This is a genomic window from Sinomicrobium sp. (assembly GCA_029266035.1).
Lineage (GTDB): Bacteria > Bacteroidota > Bacteroidia > Flavobacteriales > Flavobacteriaceae > Sinomicrobium.
The window spans coordinates 82,611-99,635 of sequence record JAJUFH010000003.1 but is presented as its reverse complement, the minus strand read 5'-3'; the positions used below and the strand labels follow the sequence as shown (position 1 = coordinate 99,635).

Here is a 17,025-nt window from a genome sequence, read left to right as displayed (position 1 = left end):
GAACTCATGTGCTCCGGCGGATTTTTATACTTGTTTTCTATTTGGTTTAGAATTAGAATCCGAAGTTTACGCCTAGTCCGAAAACTTCTCTCACCTGGAAGCCTTTATAAGCGTTGTCGTCGTATATGGTTTGGAAAGTGAGGTTTGTAGACAGATAGTCGTTGATTTTCATCACGAGGTTCAAGGTGTAATCCAAATCCACATTCTGCGGATCTTCGAGATAGTTGGAATACAAGCTCAGTATATTCTCTGCAGACACATTGGGCATGAGGTCAAACTTGTAATATCCCGCTGCGTAGAATCCCAACTCATAACGCATATTCTCGCCCGGATCTATACCAAAAGTCTCCACATCGTCACTGGACACAAAATTCGTACCGTCGTAGGTATACACCTCTCCGCTGAGGAAGGTCATTTTTGATGTTAACGGCGCCAGGTTGAATTTCAAATTGTCGTTCTTTTTCCACAACATACCCGGACCAAAGGTAAGGTATGCCGGTTTAAAGAATCCTGAAGTAGGATAGTCTTCATCTTCGTCGTTAGGATAATCAAAACCGTCGGTAAACTGTGTTCTGAAGTTCGCAAAGAACGAATAGCTCCATTTTCCTCCTGCCAACTTACCTACCAGTGAATTCAACTCCAGTCGGTCGTCGGTTTTACGGGTATTCTGATCTTTGATTTTGGTCAGACCATAGCTCGCTATGATTTTGTTATCCCAAGTCCAATCTCCTTTGGCGTAGTTAAAATCGTAATTCAACCCGATATTTCCGGCAATGTTATTTTCTCCACCTGCCAGCCAGTTGGAGAAGGCCGACTGATTGATCAGGAAAGTAATAGTTCCCGATTTGACCCATCCTTCTGGGCGCGTCGTGTCTTTTTCCTGTTTAAATTGGTCTTCACTTAATACTTGTGCATTTGCCATTGCAACCCCTAGAATAAGAGTAAGCGCTAATACAATTTTTTTCATGTTATTAGTTTTGATTTTTTGAGCCGGCAAACCTAGTCCAGCCTTGTTGCTCATACAAAAATAAGAAGTTTTTTAGAGTGACCGTTCTATAAAGTGTACGATTTTATCGCTTAAACAACGGAACGGAGGAGCAAGCCTCTCCGTACATTACACTTTTTGCCACCTTCTGAAGCTCCGAAACCAACATAATATAGGCATTTTGAGGAATGGGTTTGTCTGCACAGCCCTTGACAATAACGGGAAGATCTCGGTAGTCTTCAAAATTTACCCCCTGCAAAACATCGCGGTATATCTCAGTTTCCAGCAATTCCATATCGCCGACAACTACTTTACGACATATCGGACCTAGGTAAGTTGCTACCAACATAAACGCCCAGCCGGGGATAATGGCATCGGTAGTACAGGAAAGGGCCACAAATGTGTCTTCATAGCTGCTCCAATCGTGTTCTTTAAGCGCCGTTCTGAAGTCCTTTTCTCTGAGAATAACACCTTCGTAAAGCCACTGGCTGATGTCGAGCTGTATACGCTTCCCCGAAGGATAGTAATCTCCGGGGTCTACCGTTTTCAATTTGCTCTGTGCTATGCGATTGACTATTTCTTCTGCCATATCTTTTTGTCTCGACAACTCGATTTTACAACAGTCCCAATTCCAACTTAGCTTCTTCACTCATAAGCTCCTGGCTCCAAGGAGGATCGAAGGTAATCTCAACTTCAACGTCGTTCAGTCCGTCGATAGATTTTATTTTTTCCTCGACTTCCACAGGAAGGGTTTCGGCTACCGGGCAATTGGGCGTAGTGAGGGTCATCAGTATTTTGACATCCTGTTCTTCGTTGACAAACACATCGTATATGAGTCCTAGCTCGTATATATCGACGGGAATTTCCGGATCGTAAATGGTTTTCAACACTCTGACAATTTTTTCGCCGAGATCTGCTGTATTTATTGTTGTTTCTTCCATGACATTCTCTATTTAAATATTATCCTATTCATCATTAATCCAACTGAGTCTGATATGCAATAGCATACATTTTAAGCTGTTTTACCATACTTACAAGTCCGTTTGCCCGGGTAGGAGACAAGTGCTCTTTGAGTCCTATCTCATCTATAAACGCTGTGTCTGCATCAATAATATCTCGAGGGGGCTGTTCTGAAAAAACACGGATAAGGATAGCGATAATCCCCTTGGTGATTATGGCGTCGCTATCGGCTGTAAAACACAGTTTATCGGCCTTGAGTTCTGCGTGAACCCATACCTTGCTCTGGCATCCTTTGATGAGGTTGTCGTCGGTCTTGTATTTTTCTTCGATAAGCGGAAGAGACTTTCCGAGCTCTATCATGTATTCATATCGCTGCATCCAGTCGTCAAACATGGAAAACTCAGCTACTATCTCTTGCTGTATATCTCCTATGGTCATCTCGTTCTTTTTATGCAAAAGTACGACAACTATCTTTGTCTTTCAACAGTTTCCAGTAAACGATTCTGAAACAATTTCTTAACTTTGCGCGTTTCAATTCCAATATATCTTACTATGCAGTTACAGGAAATCCCTCGTGTTAAAACCATTTCCAAGGAGGATTTTGTTTCCCGGTATGTAAAGCCCCAAAAACCGGTTGTTATAGAAGAGCTCACCAAGGATTGGGGGGCTTATGACAAATGGCATCTGGAGTATATAGATCGCATTGCGGGCGATCGTACGGTACCGCTGTACGACGACAGACCGGTAACTCACGAAGACGGTTTTAACGAGCCTCATGCCAAAATGAAGATGCACGACTACATCAAACTCTTGGAGTCGGAGCCTACCAACTACAGGATATTTCTCTACAATCTGATGAAAGAAGTACCCTCTCTGCAACAGGATTTTCAATGGCCAGACATCGGTTTAAACTTGGTGAAACAGCTTCCCATGCTGTTTTTCGGAGGAGAGAACAGCAAGGTATTCATGCATTTCGACATCGATTATTCCAACATACTCCACTTCCATTTTCACGGGCGAAAGCAATGTATCATCCTTCCTCCCGATCAAACTAAATACATGTACAAGATACCACACTCGCTTATTTCGAGAGAAGATATCGATTTTGACCAACCCGACTACGAGAAATGGCCGGCTCTGAAGATGGCCAAGGGATATATCACCAATCTCGAGCACGGTCAGATGCTTTATATGCCCGAAGGTTATTGGCATTATATGAAATACCTGACTCCTGGGTTTTCTATGAGTCTTCGCTCCTTTCCGCGAAAGCCCAAAAACCTCGCAAAAGCGGCATACAATGTGCTGGTTATGCGCCATTACGACAATTTTATGCGCAAGCGAAAAGGACAGGCGTGGATAGACTATAAAAATGAGCAAGCTGTAGTGCGCACACACAAGGAACTGGGTATAGCGCTATAAGACGGACTTTATCGGGACAGCTCGTGTAGTTTGTCGTATACGAGCTGACTCTCCCATCCTCTATACAACAGATAGTCGGCTAATTTTTTCCTGCAACGGTCTATTTCCTTTGCGGTATTTCCAGGGGTAGAACTCCTCAGTTGAGACCATTTTTTATCGGCCAATTCGTGGAAAGTATCGAGGTAATTTTCTCCCTCTATTTCTCTTAGGGCAAGTTTTATATTAGACTGTGCTATATCGCGCATTTTCAACTCCCTAACAATACGCTGCTTCCCCCATTTTTTTACTCTAAATTTACCTCGAGCAAAACTGCGGGCGAAGCGCTCTTCATTGAGAAAACCGTTTTCTATGAGGTGAACCACCACAGCATCTACAGCGATAGGTATCATCCCCATGGCTCTGAGTTTTTCGGCAACCTCTTTATGGCAGCGCTCCTGGTAGGCACAAAAGTGTTCCAGCTTTCGCTTGGCCTCGTCTACAGTATAGGTTTTTCTGTTCATTTGACAAAAATACAAGGGCTGTACCAAACAAAAAAACCACGCCAAAAGCGTGGTTTTAAACTATGATAAAATTGTTCCCTTTTTATCTTTAAATCGGTATTCGAGGTACGTGTAAGCATCTCTTGGTAAAATTTTTACCCATTTTTTGTGTTCCAAGAACCACTTGGAACGAACGGATGGAAATCCTTTGGTTAAATAAGCTGCAATAAACGGGTGAGTGTTGAGTACAATTCCGTTTTTGTAACTTTTATTCTGAATAATTCGCTCAAGATCTGAAGAGATTTTGTCAATAACAACTATCGGAGCCTCAACTTCTCCCTCTCCGTTGGGATTGTCTTCTCTTGTCTTGATATTCGTTTCAGGTCTCACTCTCTGTCTGGTAATCTGTATGAGACCAAATTTACTCGGCGGGAGTATCTTGTGTTTTGCTCTGTCTTCTTTCATCTCTTCCCGGAGATGATCGTAGAGTTGCTTTCGATTTTCCTGCCTGGTCATATCTATAAAGTCTATGACTATAATACCTCCCATATCGCGCAATCTAAGTTGTCTCGCTATTTCGGAAGCCGCTATGAGATTCACCTCCAAAGCGGTATCTTCCTGGGACTTGGCTTTGTTCGAACGGTTCCCGCTGTTTACGTCTATCACGTGTAGCGCTTCGGTGTGTTCTATCACCAAATAAGCACCTTTGCTCATGGACACCGTTTTTCCGAAAGAAGTTTTTATTTGTCTTTCTACTCCGTATTTCTCAAATATAGGAACACGGGATTCGTACAATTTAACGATAGATTCTTTCTCAGGTGCAATTTCGTGCACATAATCTTTAATCTGATAATAAAGCGTTTCATCGTCTACGCTGATTCCTGTAAACTCGTCGTTAAAAACATCTCTCAAAATAGATGCTGCCCGATTCATTTCACTCAAAACCTTAGACGGATGACCGGCTTTGTAGATTTTTTTACACATGCTTATCCACCTGCTGTACAGGTTGTGTAAATCTTTGTCCAGTTCTGCGACTTTTTTGCCTTCTGCTACGGTACGCACTATAACACCAAATCCTTTGGGCTTGATGCTTTGAACCAACCTTTTCAATCGATCCTTTTCTTCCTTACTCTCTATTTTCTGTGAAATTGAGATGCGATCGGAAAACGGAACAAGTACCAGATATCTCCCTGCGATAGAAAGCTCTGAACTAATTCTCGGACCTTTGGTAGAAATAGGTTCTTTTACAATTTGTACCAATATAGACTGATTGGCTTTCAGTACATTCGATATACTGCCATCTTTGTCTATATCTTCTTCAAATGGGAAGTCTTTTAAAGAAAAGTCTTTTAATTTACCTGTGCTTACACGTTTGATGAATTTCAATAAAGAGGGTAATTTAGGACCGAGATCGTGATAGTGCAAAAAAGCATCTTTCTCGTACCCTACATTTACAAAGGCAGCATTCAAGCCGGAAACAGACTTGCGAATTTTTGCCAGCATTATATCGCCAACGGCAAAATCACTGCTGTCTGCCTCTTTATGCAATTCGATTAATCTTCCATCCTTTAACAAGGCAAAATCAACGTCAGAGGAACCAGACCGTACAATAAGTTCCTTATTCACTCTGAATGATTTTATATCCGCCCACTACTACCTAAAAAGGCATTGGCAGACGAAAGGATTAAACAATAATCTTCACAGGTCTCCCGCTTCTGGCGGGATAATAAACCCGGAGAAACCCTTCCAAACAAAGGAAAAGTTTCATTTTCAATGAACGTTTTTGTGTTTTGTAAAACGAAAAACGGCGAGACACACCTCTCGGTGCGTCTCTGTATTATTTTTTCTTTTTATGTCGGTTAGCTCTCGCTCTTTTTTTGCGTTTATGCGTCGCTACCTTATGTCTTTTTCTTTTCTTACCACTCGGCATAGTCTATAAAAATTAAGTTAATATTTTATTTTACTTTCACATTCGATTTTACACCTTCAACAAAAACTTTTGCAGGTTTGAATGCGGGAATATTATGGGCAGGAATCTTGATGGTTGTATTCTTTGAAATATTTCTACCTGTTTTTTCCGCACGGGTTTTAATGATAAAACTCCCAAAACCTCTCAGATACACATTGTCTCCACTTTCCAGTGAATTTTTCACCTCATCCATAAAAGATTCTACTGTGGCCTGCACATCTCCTTTTTCCATACCAAGTTTTTCTGAAATCTTGGCTACGATGTCTGCTTTCGTCATTTTTATATTTGTTTTATTAACTGTAATACTAAGGGGCTGCAAATATATAAATTAATTACTCATTTTTTAAACCCTAAATAATTAAAATTCAACAGTCTTAAAAATGTTTAGACACAATGAGTAAAAGCTAATGACCTTATTTCTTCTCGATCAAAACCTCCAATCACAATTCGACTGTGTGGAAACAGTATAATCTTTATACTTTTGAACCATATTTAATAACATGAGTTTTTCAAAGACAATAACAAGCTGGTATCGAGTACATCGAAGAGAGTTACCCTGGCGGCAAACCACAGACCCCTATCACATCTGGCTGTCGGAAATCATGTTGCAACAAACCCGAGTGGAGCAGGGGCTCCCCTATTACCTCAAGTTTACAACCGCTTATCCTACTGTTTTCGACCTCGCAGCTGCGCCCGAAGAAGAAGTGCTCAAGTTGTGGCAAGGCCTCGGATACTACTCTAGAGCCAGAAACCTCCATCACACTGCGCGACATATAGCCGAAGAACTCGGAGGAAAATTTCCCTCCTCTTACAAAGAACTATTAAAACTCAAAGGAGTGGGCGACTATACCGCAAGTGCTATTGCTTCTATTTCCTTTAACGAAGCTACAGCCGTGGTAGACGGCAATGTATACAGGGTACTTTCGAGATACTTTGGAATCGATATTCCAATCAACTCTTCCGAGGGCATAAAGTATTTTAAGGAACTCGCCAGTGAACTCATAGACCGAAAAGATCCCGCCACCTTTAATCAGGCCATTATGGAGTTTGGAGCCATACAGTGCAGTCCGCGAGCACCAAAATGCTCCCAGTGCCCGTTAAATGACGGATGTTTGGCTTTAAAAGACGACAAAATACAGCAACTACCCGTAAAGATCAGGAAGAACAATATAAAACATCGATATTTTCACTATCTCGTGATAGAACACGGCAAACACACCGTACTACGACAGCGAAAGAAAAAAGACATCTGGCAACACCTCTACGAATTCCCACTTATTGAAGCCGATCGCTCTTTGGACAAAAATGAGATTGAAAAACGCGAAGAACTATTGAAGATAGTAGGTCAAAACCCATTCAAATTGGAGCGGTATAGCAAAGACAGTATCGTACACAAACTGTCGCACCAGCACATTCACACCTCTTTTTGGATTGTACGGACCGAAGCTCCTGTACACAACACTGTCAGAAAATCTGAAGTCGACACCTATCCGGTACCCGTTTTAATCGCTAACTTTGTACGTGAATACGAATTTTAATTTACTGCGGGTAATCCCGCTTTTTTTAGTATATTTGAGTAATCAGAATTACCACATATTATGAATGGAACACTGAACAAAGTAATGCTGATCGGGCATTTGGGAGATGATGTGAAAATGCATTATTTTGAAGGAGGCAATTCGATAGGACGTTTTCCTTTGGCCACCAACGAATCTTATGTGAACAGGCAAACCGGAGAGCGCGTCACCAACACCGAATGGCACAATATTGTGGTGCGCAACAAGGCTGCCGAAGTATGTGAAAAATACCTTAGTAAAGGAGACAAAATCTATGTGGAAGGAAGAATAAAAACAAGACAATGGCAGGGAGAAGACGGCAACACCCGTTATGCTACGGAAATACAAGTCACCGATTTCACCTTTCTCTCTACTAAAAAAGAGAGCGGAGACGACCAACCTTCTTCGGCAAACACTGCCACAGCAACCCGTCCGGAACCACCGCAAGACAGTGGAGAGGACGACGATTTACCGTTTTAATCCCCGAGGATTAATTCAGTTACTAACCAAAAACAGGTTGGAGTGTATTTTGTTTGAGTACCTCGAGAGATTTTTTCGAGGTAGTCGATTTAAGTTTAACCAAATTAACAGCGATTGGACCCTGAACCCTCGAGTATTATAGCCTTACTGTCAAGCACAGAAGGCGTCACTATTTTTAAGTTTATTATCCTTGTTATTTTACTGTATTGCTCTGCTCTGGTCTCCGGATCGGAAGTGGCTTTCTTTTCTCTCACCCAAACCGATATCAACGAAGCTATTTCCTCAAAAAGCAAGAAGGGAAAACTCATAGTACAACTGCTGCAAAGACCCAAAAGGCTACTGGCTACCATATTGGTTTCCAATAACTTTATAAATATCGCAATCGTATTGTTGTTCAGTTCACTCGGACAAGTCCTTTTCGGAGGTATGGAATATCTTATTTTTGGCGTTGTAGAGCTTCGCTTTATAATGGAAGTCGTGATCGCTACTGGTCTTATCCTGCTTTTTGGAGAAATCCTCCCGAAGATCTACGCCAGTCGTAACCGAGTAAAATTTGTTTACTTTATGGCTTATCCGCTCAGCTTGTTAGATAAAATACTCCTCCCTTTTAGCATCCCGATGAAGGCTTCTACCGATTTCTTTCAGCACAAACTCGGGCGACAAAAGTCTCATCTATCCGTAGATCAGCTATCTCACGCACTAGAGCTAACCTCTGAATCGGACACCACTCGGGAAGAGCAGAAAATACTACAAGGTATAGTGTCGTTCGGCAACACCGACACCAAGCAGGTGATGCGCCCTCGTATCGATGTCTTTGCTCTGAGTGAAGAGCTTAAATTTCAGGAAATTATTCGTGAAATTGTAAAAAATGGCTATTCAAGGGTGCCGGTATACAAAGACAATATGGACAATATTACTGGAGTGCTATACGTAAAAGATCTGCTGCCACATATCGACAAAAAAAACTTTGCTTGGACTCGGCTTAAAAGGGAGGCCTACTTTGTTCCTGAAAACAAAAAACTCGACGATCTACTCAAAGAGTTTCAAGACATGAAAATGCACTTGGCCATAGTAGTAGACGAATACGGAGGTACATCAGGAGTCGTTACTCTAGAGGATATCATAGAAGAAATCGTAGGAGACATCAGCGATGAGTTTGACGACGAAGATCTTATTTTTTCCAAACTAGACGAGTACAATTACGTCTTTGAAGGCAAAACAAACCTAAAAGATTTTTATCGCGTACTTCACTTGGAAGAAGACGAAACGCTTTTTGAGGAACAAAAGGGCGAATCGGAGACTATAGCTGGTTTTGTTCTCGAGATTGCGGGTAAATTTCCCCGAATCAAAGAGAAAATAAATTTCCATCACTATACGTTTGTCATAGAGGCAATAGACGAAAAGCGCATCAAGCAAATAAAAGTAACCATAGAAAAAAAACAGGAGACAGAAAAAATTAAGCCATGAAAACGAGTCGACAACACATTGTACTTGCTCCACTTGGTATTCTATTATTCCTGTTTATAGCATCCTGTGGTCGCGATCCCATACCCAAACCCAAAGCCGTACTTCGCCTGGAATACCCCAAGGCTTCTTATGAGGCTGTCTCACCCCTACACTGCCCGTTCCAATTTAAAAAAAACAGTCTCTCCCAAATCACTGACAAGGAAAACTGCGAATTCGACATAAGGTATCCAGAAATGAAAGCGACGATCTTTCTCACCTATTTGCCCGTAAAAAACAACCTCAAAGAACTGATGACAGACGCCGAAAAGCTGACCTTCGACCATGTGGTAAAAGCGGATGAGATAGGCGTAGGAGGACAATTTGAAAATGAGGAAAACAAAGTGTACGGACGACTGTATGAGGTTTCCGGAAATGCCGCTTCACAGATACAATTTTACCTTACCGACAGCACTTCACACTTTCTCACAGGTTCCTTGTATTTCTACTCCAAACCCAATTACGACTCCATCCTTCCCGCTGCAAAATACATCGGCAAGGATATCAGGATGCTTATGGAAAGTTTGAAGTGGAAGTAAGGTTTCATCCAAACCATACAAGATAATTAAGCAACTTAAAACTTGACATTTACATTTTTTTGTCGTATCTTAATTGCCGTATAATCAATCCTTTGTAATCATGGGAGCAAAGTTCATTCAACTCAGATACGGCATTGTCACAGCCCTTGTACTCATTGCCTATTTTTTGATTGTGAGGCTGTTCAACCTACACGAAAACATCTGGCTACGGCTGTTCAACGGTTGTATTGTGGCCTATGGTATTTACGCTTCCATCCGTTATAAGAGACTGGTACAAGGCAAAAATTTCGACTATTTCTCGGGAGCCTTAACCGGACTGTCTACAGGATTTATCACCACTGTTCTCTTTGTCGGTTTTATGGGAATTTATATGTTTCACATAGACCCTAGTTTCCCGGAGAACATTATGAATGCCTGGATAAAGGGATACCATCAAAACCCTGGTATTCTACTGTTCATTTTGGGAATAGAAGGCTTTGCCTCTTCAGCTATACTCACGCTTACCTTTATGCAGAAATTCAAGCCTAGTTGGAACCTCACTTTAAAAACCACCAAAAAGCTTAAAAAATTAGCCTAAGCTATTTGCCTATTAAGTATTTAGGAGTATATTTGCACCCGCCTTTGCCACGGGCAGGGCTTATGTAAAAATAATTCTTAATTCAAGAACGCTATGTATGCAATTGTAGAGATAGCAGGGCAGCAATTTAAAGTTGCGAAAGACCAGAAGGTATTTGTTCACCGCCTGGCAGAAGACGAAGGTGCGAAAGTTTCTTTCGACAATGTTCTTCTGGTAGACAATGGAGGTGACGTTACCGTAGGCGCCCCGGCTATAGACGGTGCTTCTGTAGAAGCTAAAGTCGTAAAGCACCTCAAAGGTGACAAGGTTATTGTTTTCAAAAAGAAAAGACGTAAAGGATACCGCGTAAAAAACGGTCACAGACAATTCCTCACCGAAATCGTAGTTGAAGACATCCTTGCCTCCGGAGCGAAAAAACAATCTAAAGCCAAAGCTGAGAAGCCTGCAAAAAAAGAGGACACGGCTAAAACCGCTACCAAAAAAGCTCCTGCAAAAAAGGCTGCAAAAAAAGGGGACGATTTGAAAAAAATTGAAGGTATCGGACCTAAAATTGCTGAATTGTTCAGCAACAACGGTATCGCAACCTTTGCAGATCTCGCGGCTACCCCTGTAGAAAAACTCAAGGAAATCTTGACTGAAGCAGGTCCGAATTACGCAAACAAAGTTCCAGATACTTGGCCACAACAAGCTCAGCTTGCTGCAGATGAAAAATGGGACGAGTTGAAAGAATTACAAGAAAAACTGGACGGGGGTATTGAAAAATAAACCCGTTAACAATAATTAAAGTATAACCCTTCTCTGTTTACCCTTGGGCAAACAGGGCATAAAAACCGAACAAAATGGCTCACAAGAAAGGTGTAGGTAGTTCCAAGAACGGTAGGGAATCAGAATCTAAACGTCTTGGTGTTAAGATATACGGAGGGCAAGCTGCCATTGCCGGAAATATCATTGTACGTCAGCGAGGCACAGCTCACAACCCGGGTGAAAACGTGTATATGGGTAAAGATCATACCCTTCATGCAAAAGTTGACGGCGTTGTGAAGTTTGAAAAGAAAAGGAACAACAAATCTTATGTTTCTGTAGTTCCGTTTGAAGCGTAAAATCGCTTACCCACAACATTGAGAACTAAAAAACCTTTGTCCTGATTGTTTTTAGGACAAAGGTTTTTTTATTTTTCGATCAACTTTAATACCAATTAGTACATCTTGAATTCTTCAAGCGTATAAATTCTGCGTCTGGTAGCGTGTTCACCGACAACAAAGCTGTAAAACTTCACAGACAGCTCCTTGTTATTTAAAAAAGACTTCTTCTAAAAATCACTTTCCAAAAGATATCTGTAAACACCCTTCTTCTCCTTAAAAAAGACGGCAAAACACTTTGTCATTATGCCCGGATTAAATACTTTTGCGCTGTTTGAATTTATTCTAAATAAAAAATATGAAAAGACTATTCGCTCTTTTAACTTTTGTGCTTATCACGATTAGTGTCGCAGCACAGAACGGTATTGTCAGAGGAACCGTAATCTCTACAAAACATACGCCCATAGAATACGTAACCATTACTCTCGGGCAAAACGGCAACTCAAAAGGGACGCTTACAGATAGCTCCGGAAATTATGAAATTCAGAATATTGCACCGGGGACATACACCTTAAAAGCATCTTCAGTGGGATATAGCTCTCAGCAAGTTCGCGTCACAGTAAAGGCCGGAGAAGTTACCACAGTATCCAACATCACACTTTCAGAGCATCAAGAACAGCTTCAGGAAGTAGTTGTGGAAGGCAGTAAGGTTAATAAATACGCTCAAAAAGAAAGTGTTTACGTCTCCAAATTACCTCTGAAAGACATTGAGAACCCGCAGGTTTTCAACAGCATAGGCAGCCAACTTCTCGAGGACCAGGTGATTACCGATTTTAACGATGCGATCCGCAATGCGCCGGGAGTCACCAAACTGTGGGAACCCACCGGAAGAGCTAGCGATGGTGCCGGATATTTTTCAGTTAGAGGTTTTGCCGTCCAACCAACTATGGTAAATGGCTTCCCCTCATTGACCAACGGAAGCCCCGACCTGGCCAATATCGACAGAATAGAGGTGATTAAAGGCCCTTCAGGAACACTTTACGGAAGTAGCCTGATCTCGTATGGCGGACTCATCAATATCGTGACCAAAAAGCCTTTTAATATTTTTAAAGGCAATGTATCATACACTGCTGGAAGTTACGGACTCAACCGGATTGCCGTCGATGTAAATACTCCCCTGAGCGCAGAAAAGAATATCAACCTGCGAATAAACGGAGCCTACCTCACCCAAAACAGCTATCAAGATGCCGGATTTAGAAGGTCGTTCTTCTTTGCTCCTTCACTCTCATACGAAGTCAATGACAGGCTCTCCTTCTTAGTCAACGCCGAGATCTTTAACGGACGGAGCACCAATCAGACCATGCTATTCCTAGATAGGGTTAACCCCATAGGGGCGCACAATCTAGACGAGCTGGGATACGACCACAAGCGATCTTACACCAGCAACGACTTGTATATGGACAACCCCTCATACAGCATTCAGGCACAGATGAATTACAAGCTGAGTAAAGCGTGGACCTCACAAACTGTACTCTCCAATTCTTCGGCAAGATCTGAAGGATATTACTCCTATCTGAATGAAAGTACTACAACTGCAGAAACAACTGCAGGTGTTAGTCTTAACGACGGGATGGTATTTAGCAGGTTAATCTCCGATCAGAATTCTGAAACCATAGGAACAGATATACAACAGAATTTCATTGGAGATTTCAAAATAGGATCTGTACGCAACAGATTGGTAGTAGGTATCGACTACCTGAAAACCTCGGTCACTTCCAACAACAGCCCTTATGTTCTCAACGGACTGGTGTATATAGGAGGGACAGATATGGAAACCTTCAACCAAGACATGCTCGGTATAACAAATCCTGCGGAATACGTAGACGACAGCGGGATACTCACTGCGGCCGGCACCGATGCCCTACTTGTAGATGGGAATATAAATCCGTCGAAAGCTACTCAGGAAGTATTTAGCGTTTACGCCTCAGACGTAATCAATATTCTTCCTCAACTCTCAGCTATGGCTAGTCTTCGCTTAGACCGGTTTTGGAATGATTCGTTCAACCAAACTGCCCTATCACCTAAATTCGGAATAGTGTATCAACCTGTACTCGACCGCGTTTCTATCTTTGCCAACTATATGGACGGCTTTACAAACATAGCACCGACGCAGGAAGTCAGAAATTCTGAAACTGTTATACGATCTTTTGATCCTGAACACGCCACTCAGTTTGAATTCGGAACAAAACTCAATTTATTCAACAACAAACTCACCGCTACGCTGAGCTATTTCGACATCAAGGTTGCCGATATGCTGCTTCGCGTAGACGACCCCACAGCGGAAAACCCGACAGATTACTACTATTCTAAAAACGGAGAGCAACACAACAAAGGATTTGAAGCTCTTATCAATGCCAACCCGGTGAAAGGACTAAACCTCATTGCAGGCTATAGCTACTTAGACAGCAAACTCGAAGAGGGAACCGCCGATTTGATAGGTAGAAGACCCGAAAGTGCAGGGCCGGTAAACACTGCCAACTTCTGGGCAGGATATCAGTTCAGCACAGGAAAGCTGAAAGGCTTCGGTATAGGTTTCGGCGGAAACTATTCAGGTGAAAATATGATCATGGACCGCAATAATGTGGGAACCTTTACCCTACCCGAGTACACCATACTCAACGCCTCTGCATTTTACGGTACAGAAGATTTTAGAATTACTCTAAAACTCAACAATATTACCGACGAAGAGTACTATACCGGATGGTCTACTATAAACCCTCAACTGACCAGAAACCTGGTAGCCAGTTTCTCGTATAATTTCTAAACGAGGCAGCAATTAAAATTTTGGAACCCCCTGTCGTATTCAAAAATTATACGGCAGGGGGTTTATTTTTCGACATACCGCTTATTTCCTTGTATTTCCAACCATCTATATAAGTCAAAAAATATCCTTGTCGTCACAACCAGCCATTCATTTTTAGCCAGTTTTCAAAAGCCCGCGGCCAATTACTTTCCGTCTTGTCGGTTCTTCCCATACCATAACCGTGCCCGCCATAGGGAAATAGGTGCAACTCTGCCGGTACTTTGTGATCTTTAAGAGCCTGATAATACCGAATACTGTTTTCTACCGGCACTACGCTATCGTCGGAAGAATGTACCAAAAATGTTTTCGGACTGTCTTCAGATACCATCAACTCATTCGAAAAGCTTTTCACCAAGGTGGAATCAGGATGCTCACCGATAAGTCGATTTCTCGACCCTTTATGAGCAATTTTTTCATCCATCGAGATTACCGGATAAATCAGCACCGAAAAATCGGGACGCGCACTTACTTCCTTATCTGCCGGATACACTTCTGTATTGTAGTGAGTAGATAGAGTAGAGGCCAAATGTCCTCCGGCAGAAAATCCCATAATCCCTACTCTGTCGGTTTTTATATGCCATTTTGCAGCATTGCGTCTTACAATTCGCATGGCTTCCTGTGCATCCTGAAGTGGGCCTACACTTGAATCTTCCATAATGGCATCACTCGGAAGCCGATATTGCAGTACAAAAGCCGCAATTCCGAGACGGTTAAGCCACGCGGCGATATCTCTACCTTCGTGCTCGATAGCAAGGACGGAATACCCTCCACCAGGACAAATAACCACTGCCGTTCCATTGGCCTTTTCCTCTGCAGGTAGATAAACTTCAATAAGTGGGCTGACGACCTTGCTGATACGTGGAGACTTCCCCTTACCGTCGTATAGTATTTCCTTTTTATAAGAACCATTGTCAATGGCTCCCGGAATTTTATCAGGCCATACCGCTACGGTTTGCGGTTGTCCAAAAGAAAGTGCAGCACTAAAAAGCAGCAAAAACACTAGTTGTAATTTCATCTCATCCAAATTTTAGCAATTAAATAAAATCATATATTTTACATATATACCACAAAAAAACCTAAACAAAACTACAAATCTTCAATGTTTTTACATGCTTTTTACCAAATTAATTATAACAATGATTATACCATCAACACAAATAGATGGTGTTTATAGTAGGCGAGACTTAGCTTGTTTCTCCTCCTTCGGAAATTGCTATATCAGTATCTTTAATAGCGGCAAATCCTCCCAAAACATCGGCAAAATTGTGTATTCCGCGACTCTTTAATATCGATGCTGCAATCATAGAGCGATATCCTCCGGCACAATGCACGTAAAAAGTCTCTTCTTCAGGAAATTCTTCGAGGTGATCGTTTATAAAGTCGAGAGGAGTGAGGTGTGCTCCTCGAATATGAGTGTTTTCGTATTCGCTTTCCTTTCGAACATCAAAAATAGAAACTCCTCCGGCAGCATATTGTTTTTCAAGTTCTTGAGCACTTACGGCATTTACTATATCGTATTCCCTCCCTTCCGATTTCCACGCTTCAAAACCTCCTTGCAGGTATCCCAAGGTATTGTCGAATCCCACTCGAGAAAGCCGGGTCACTACTTCTTCTTCTCTACCCTCAGGGGCTACGAGTAGAACAGGCTGCTTGGTGTCCATGATAAGCGCTCCTACCCAAGGGGCAAAACTACCGTCTATACCGATAAATACAGACCTCGGGATATGTCCTTTCCCAAAGTCAGATTGATGGCGTACATCGAGTACCACAGCTCCGGTTTCATTGGCAAGAGCTTCAAAGGCAGCTGGTTTTAATGGGGTTGCTCCTCTAGCGAGTACCTCATCGATATCGGCATATCCCTCCTTGTTCATCCTCACATTGTGCGGAAAGTACTGTGGAGGAGGGAGAAGTCCATCTGTAACCTCAGCTATAAATTCTTCGCGAGTCATATCGCTTCGCAGGGCGTAGTTTACACTCTTCTGATTGCCCAGAGTATCGACAGTTTCCTTCATCATATTCTTACCGCAAGCCGATCCGGCTCCGTGTCCCGGATACACGATCAGCTCGTCTCGAAGTGGCATTATTTTTTTTCGGAGGCTGTCGTACAACAATCCCGCCAGATCCTCTTTAGTCATATCGCTAGCTTTCTGAGCTAGATCCGGACGACCTACATCCCCTAAAAAAAGAGTGTCTCCACTAAAAATAGCGTGATCCTTCCCTTCGGCATCGCGGAGCAGATAAGTAGTGCTCTCCATAGTGTGCCCTGGAGTATGCAAGGCGATAATGGTAATGTTTCCCAACGGAAACTCCTGTCCGTCTTGTGCAATAACCGCATCAAAACCAGGATTGGCAGTAGGTCCATAAATCACCGGTGCCCCTGTAGCTTTGGAGAGTGTGAGGTGTCCGCTCACAAAATCGGCATGAAAATGAGTCTCAAAAATATACTTGATTTGAGCGTTTTGCGCTTCTGCCTTTTCTATATAAGGCTTCACTTCTCTAAGCGGATCTACAATAGCCACTTCTCCCTCGCTCTCTATGTAATATGCACCCTGAGCGAGACATCCGGTATAAATCTGTTCTATTTTCACAACTTCAATTTTATTATACTTAAGTTTT

The 17,025-nt window shown here is 42.3% G+C and carries 18 protein-coding genes; 9 read left to right on the top strand and 9 right to left on the bottom strand.

Features of this window, described 5'->3' with window-relative positions; translation table 11 throughout:
- Window positions 1-52: 52 nt before the first annotated feature.
- From ACYZZR_RS03240 to ACYZZR_RS03225, 4 genes are all read right to left on the bottom strand, one after another.
- Entirely contained in the window at window positions 53-967 is a 915-nt protein-coding gene (locus tag ACYZZR_RS03240) for a DUF3078 domain-containing protein (RefSeq protein ID WP_461532557.1), read from the bottom strand.
- A 103-nt stretch (window positions 968-1,070) separates the two neighbouring features.
- On the bottom strand, window positions 1,071-1,574 hold the full coding sequence (locus tag ACYZZR_RS03235) for a DUF2480 family protein (RefSeq protein WP_461532556.1): 504 nt from the start codon (window positions 1,572-1,574) through the stop codon (window positions 1,071-1,073).
- Window positions 1,575-1,599: 25 nt separating this feature from the next.
- Window positions 1,600-1,926 (bottom strand): SUF system Fe-S cluster assembly protein, encoded by a 327-nt coding sequence (locus ACYZZR_RS03230; protein WP_461532555.1) that lies wholly within the window; start codon window positions 1,924-1,926, stop codon window positions 1,600-1,602.
- A gap of 34 nt (window positions 1,927-1,960) precedes the next feature.
- Window positions 1,961-2,383, bottom strand: a complete 423-nt coding sequence (locus ACYZZR_RS03225; RefSeq protein ID WP_461532554.1) for a SufE family protein — start codon at window positions 2,381-2,383, stop codon at window positions 1,961-1,963.
- 114 nt (window positions 2,384-2,497) lie between these two features.
- Here ACYZZR_RS03225 and ACYZZR_RS03220 point away from each other — a divergent pair, with 114 nt between their 5' ends.
- Window positions 2,498-3,364 (top strand): cupin-like domain-containing protein, encoded by an 867-nt coding sequence (locus ACYZZR_RS03220; protein ID WP_461532553.1) that lies wholly within the window; start codon window positions 2,498-2,500, stop codon window positions 3,362-3,364.
- Window positions 3,365-3,372: 8 nt separating this feature from the next.
- Here ACYZZR_RS03220 and ACYZZR_RS03215 read toward each other — a convergent pair whose 3' ends face one another.
- The 3 genes from ACYZZR_RS03215 to ACYZZR_RS03205 all read right to left on the bottom strand — a co-directional run bounded on the left by ACYZZR_RS03215 (window position 3,373) and on the right by ACYZZR_RS03205 (window position 6,089).
- Window positions 3,373-3,864 carry a regulatory protein RecX gene (locus ACYZZR_RS03215; RefSeq protein WP_461532552.1) on the bottom strand — a complete coding sequence of 164 codons (492 nt, stop codon included), beginning with the start codon at window positions 3,862-3,864 and terminating at the stop codon, window positions 3,373-3,375.
- Between the two features lie 60 nt (window positions 3,865-3,924).
- Window positions 3,925-5,469 carry an Rne/Rng family ribonuclease gene (locus ACYZZR_RS03210; protein WP_461532551.1) on the bottom strand — a complete coding sequence of 515 codons (1,545 nt, stop codon included), beginning with the start codon at window positions 5,467-5,469 and terminating at the stop codon, window positions 3,925-3,927.
- A 329-nt stretch (window positions 5,470-5,798) separates the two neighbouring features.
- Window positions 5,799-6,089 carry an HU family DNA-binding protein gene (locus tag ACYZZR_RS03205; RefSeq protein ID WP_461532550.1) on the bottom strand — a complete coding sequence of 97 codons (291 nt, stop codon included), beginning with the start codon at window positions 6,087-6,089 and terminating at the stop codon, window positions 5,799-5,801.
- 223 nt (window positions 6,090-6,312) lie between these two features.
- Here ACYZZR_RS03205 and mutY point away from each other — a divergent pair, with 223 nt between their 5' ends.
- The 8 genes from mutY to ACYZZR_RS03165 all read left to right on the top strand — a co-directional run bounded on the left by mutY (window position 6,313) and on the right by ACYZZR_RS03165 (window position 14,370).
- Window positions 6,313-7,350, top strand: a complete 1,038-nt coding sequence (mutY, locus tag ACYZZR_RS03200) for an A/G-specific adenine glycosylase (protein ID WP_461532549.1) — start codon at window positions 6,313-6,315, stop codon at window positions 7,348-7,350.
- A gap of 60 nt (window positions 7,351-7,410) precedes the next feature.
- Window positions 7,411-7,848 (top strand): single-stranded DNA-binding protein, encoded by a 438-nt coding sequence (locus tag ACYZZR_RS03195; protein WP_461532548.1) that lies wholly within the window; start codon window positions 7,411-7,413, stop codon window positions 7,846-7,848.
- Window positions 7,849-7,962: 114 nt separating this feature from the next.
- The gene (locus ACYZZR_RS03190) at window positions 7,963-9,315 is read left to right on the top strand and encodes a gliding motility-associated protein GldE (protein WP_461532547.1); all 1,353 of its coding nucleotides are present in this window, start codon (window positions 7,963-7,965) and stop codon (window positions 9,313-9,315) included.
- The gene (gene gldD, locus ACYZZR_RS03185; protein WP_461532546.1) at window positions 9,312-9,890 is read left to right on the top strand and encodes a gliding motility lipoprotein GldD; all 579 of its coding nucleotides are present in this window, start codon (window positions 9,312-9,314) and stop codon (window positions 9,888-9,890) included. Before ACYZZR_RS03190 ends, gldD begins: the two co-directional genes overlap by 4 nt.
- Before the next feature lie 100 nt (window positions 9,891-9,990).
- Complete coding sequence (locus ACYZZR_RS03180; RefSeq protein WP_461532545.1) at window positions 9,991-10,467, top strand: DUF4199 domain-containing protein; 477 nt, start codon at window positions 9,991-9,993, stop codon at window positions 10,465-10,467.
- A gap of 93 nt (window positions 10,468-10,560) precedes the next feature.
- The gene (rplU, locus tag ACYZZR_RS03175) at window positions 10,561-11,232 is read left to right on the top strand and encodes a 50S ribosomal protein L21 (RefSeq protein WP_461532544.1); all 672 of its coding nucleotides are present in this window, start codon (window positions 10,561-10,563) and stop codon (window positions 11,230-11,232) included.
- 74 nt (window positions 11,233-11,306) lie between these two features.
- Window positions 11,307-11,567, top strand: a complete 261-nt coding sequence (gene rpmA / locus ACYZZR_RS03170) for a 50S ribosomal protein L27 (protein ID WP_461532543.1) — start codon at window positions 11,307-11,309, stop codon at window positions 11,565-11,567.
- Between the two features lie 337 nt (window positions 11,568-11,904).
- A complete protein-coding gene (locus ACYZZR_RS03165; RefSeq protein ID WP_461532542.1) occupies window positions 11,905-14,370 on the top strand; it encodes a TonB-dependent siderophore receptor in 2,466 nt (821 codons plus the stop codon).
- Window positions 14,371-14,503: 133 nt separating this feature from the next.
- Here ACYZZR_RS03165 and ACYZZR_RS03160 read toward each other — a convergent pair whose 3' ends face one another.
- Together ACYZZR_RS03160 and ACYZZR_RS03155 are read right to left on the bottom strand one after the other, a co-directional pair.
- Window positions 14,504-15,424 (bottom strand): alpha/beta hydrolase, encoded by a 921-nt coding sequence (locus ACYZZR_RS03160; RefSeq protein WP_461532541.1) that lies wholly within the window; start codon window positions 15,422-15,424, stop codon window positions 14,504-14,506.
- Window positions 15,425-15,593: 169 nt separating this feature from the next.
- Window positions 15,594-16,997, bottom strand: coding sequence for an MBL fold metallo-hydrolase (locus tag ACYZZR_RS03155; RefSeq protein ID WP_461532540.1), 1,404 nt, complete (start codon window positions 16,995-16,997; stop codon window positions 15,594-15,596).
- Window positions 16,998-17,025 lie beyond the last annotated feature (28 nt).